3 protein-coding genes are annotated in these 2250 nt (G+C 48.7%); all 3 read right to left on the bottom strand.

What is annotated here, in order from left to right:
- Positions 1 to 142: 142 nt before the first annotated feature.
- Positions 143 to 391, bottom strand: coding sequence for a hypothetical protein (locus KBS54_00370; GenBank protein ID MBQ0054590.1), 249 nt, complete (start codon positions 389 to 391; stop codon positions 143 to 145).
- Positions 388 to 1749 (bottom strand): chloride channel protein, encoded by a 1362-nt coding sequence (locus KBS54_00365; protein MBQ0054589.1) that lies wholly within the window; start codon positions 1747 to 1749, stop codon positions 388 to 390. Before KBS54_00365 ends, KBS54_00370 begins: the two co-directional genes overlap by 4 nt.
- A 114-nt stretch (positions 1750 to 1863) precedes the next feature.
- Positions 1864 to 2250: LUD domain-containing protein (locus KBS54_00360; protein MBQ0054588.1), on the bottom strand; the 387-nt coding region annotated here is incomplete at its 5' end.

Genomic DNA, 2250 nt, shown 5'->3' with positions numbered 1-2250 from the left:
CAAAGATAAGTATTGCTGCTGTCTTTCTCATAGGTAAACTCCTCCCGGAACGAAATAACGTTGTATGTTTTACGTCAGCCGGATAATAATACCCTTTTTTCATTCAAAAGTCTATGCAAAATTACGTATTTATTATCCCCGGCTAATCCTCATCGTCATGAAGTCCGTATTTTTTTTCGTAGTAATATGCGAGTCCGCGCCACAACAGATAACCGATACAGCAGACAGCAACGCCCATAAAAAACATCTGTCTGAGACCGAAGCCGGTTCCGATAAATCTGCTTCTGATTTCCTGTCCCCCTGGACCAAAAACCTTCCAGCACCAGAAAGCAAGAATAAGAACCGTCAGCAGTGTCAGTATTCTGTTGACCGTTTTCCACGTCCGGTTCATTTTTTCTTTTTTCTCCTGATATGAAGCTTCATTTTTGTTTCGTTGTAGCTGTGCCTCAGCAGTCTTGCATACGATACGTTTTCAAGCCGCTCCACAATTTCCGCATTGCCTTCGCCGTTTTCCCGACGCATAAAAAACGCCGTTTTGGGACGAAGTATGCGCTGCCCTGAATAAAGGCTTCTGTGACCGACTACCATATATGCTGTGCAGCAGGCTATGGCGGCAAACGGCGCAAATTTTGCGCCGAAAAGTTCCATTGCGAGGATTGTTGAGGCTATCGGGGTGTTTGTGGCACCGGCGAGCAGGGAAACAAAACCCATGGCGCTTACCGCCTGCATGTTAAGCCCGAAATAGTAGGCGATACAAGAGCCGGCAGTCGCCCCCACAAACATGGTCGGCATAATAACCCCGCCGTTTCCCCCGCAGCCGAGGGTCAGCGCGAGAGCGGCAGATTTAATCGCAAACGCAAAATCCGGAACGCGTGCGCCGAACAAAGCCGCTGTCGTCAGCTGATTGTTCAGACCGCCGTAAAAATCACCGAACGCAAACGTGATAAGGGCGACAAGAGACGCGCCGAGAAGCGGCTTGAGTTTGTGAGGCACCTTCATTTTCTTAAACGCGCGGACAGTGCGGTGCAGCAGTTCAACGTGCAGCATCGCCACAATACCGAAAAATACGCCGCAGAGAACGGATATTACAATAATCTTGGGCTCAATCTGAGGAATGGCAATTGGAATTGAGGGAAGAGAGCCCGCATGGAGCGCTCCCGCAAGCATGGAAGAAACGACCCCCGCAACGAAAGACGGCAGCAGAACGTCATAAAGCATTTCGCCCATGTAAAGTATCTCCACACCGAAAACAGCCCCTGCGATAGGTGTTCCGAAAACTGCCGATATACCTGCCGCCGAGCCGATTATAACCAGCTTCTGCATATCCCTGCTGTCAAGATTGAAGAGCCGCGAAAAGCCGTACATTACGCCCGCGCCTATTGAAGCGCACGGCGATTCTTTTCCGGTGGCTCCGCCGCAGGCTATCGTGCTTATCGTGGAAAGCAGGCGCAGGGGAATAGCGCTCAGTTCGACAGCCCCAAAATCGCTGTGTATAGCTTCGACAACGTTGACCTTCGCGTCGCGCGAGTAGACGTACACAAGCATGTAGCTGACAAAAAATCCCGGAAAGATAAACAGCAGTTTGTATTTTCCGAAGCCGGAAACAAAATTCCATGCGTCATTGAGCAGATTAATAAATACTGACGTCGCAAAACCGACAAGCGCTCCTGTCAAAAGCGCAAGAAACGTCCATTTTACAACAGCTGAAATCAGCCATACCTGTTCTCTTCCGATTTCCTTTGTCTTCATTTGTCCTCTGTTATTGCGTTAAGCCTTGTTTTCAGCTATTTTACGTTACGTGTCATTTATTTCAGGGGGTTACAGCCCCGTGTTTCATACTCCCGTGTTCTTTACTCCCTGTTTCTAATACCCCAAATCCTCGTTCACCAATATAACGTGTACTTCCCTGCCGAGCTGCGCATGTTCAAGTATGGTTACAACGTTGCATATTTTGTCCGGAGCGTTGCAGTGCATACACTTTCCCAGCAGCTTACACGGGGTTTTAATGTCAAAACGAGCAGCGTTCTTAACCGAAGCAATTTCCCTTGCACGCTGCAGCGCGGCAGATAAATTGTCTGCAATTTTATTTTTTCCAATCAAAAACAGAAGTTTACCCGGAGCCCATGAAATTGCCGCTACACGGTTGCCCGAACCGTCAATATTTACAATCGCTCCGTCTTCGGCTGAAAGTCCGTTTGCGCTGGTGACTATCCAGTCAGCGTTAAATTCAGCAAGTCTGTTTTCCGTCGG

The sequence above is a fragment of the Candidatus Equadaptatus faecalis genome (genome assembly GCA_018065065.1).
In the GTDB taxonomy this organism is placed as follows: domain Bacteria; phylum Synergistota; class Synergistia; order Synergistales; family Synergistaceae; genus Equadaptatus; species Equadaptatus faecalis.
The sequence above is the reverse complement of the archived record's forward strand: the minus strand, read 5'-3'. Positions and strand labels throughout refer to the sequence as shown.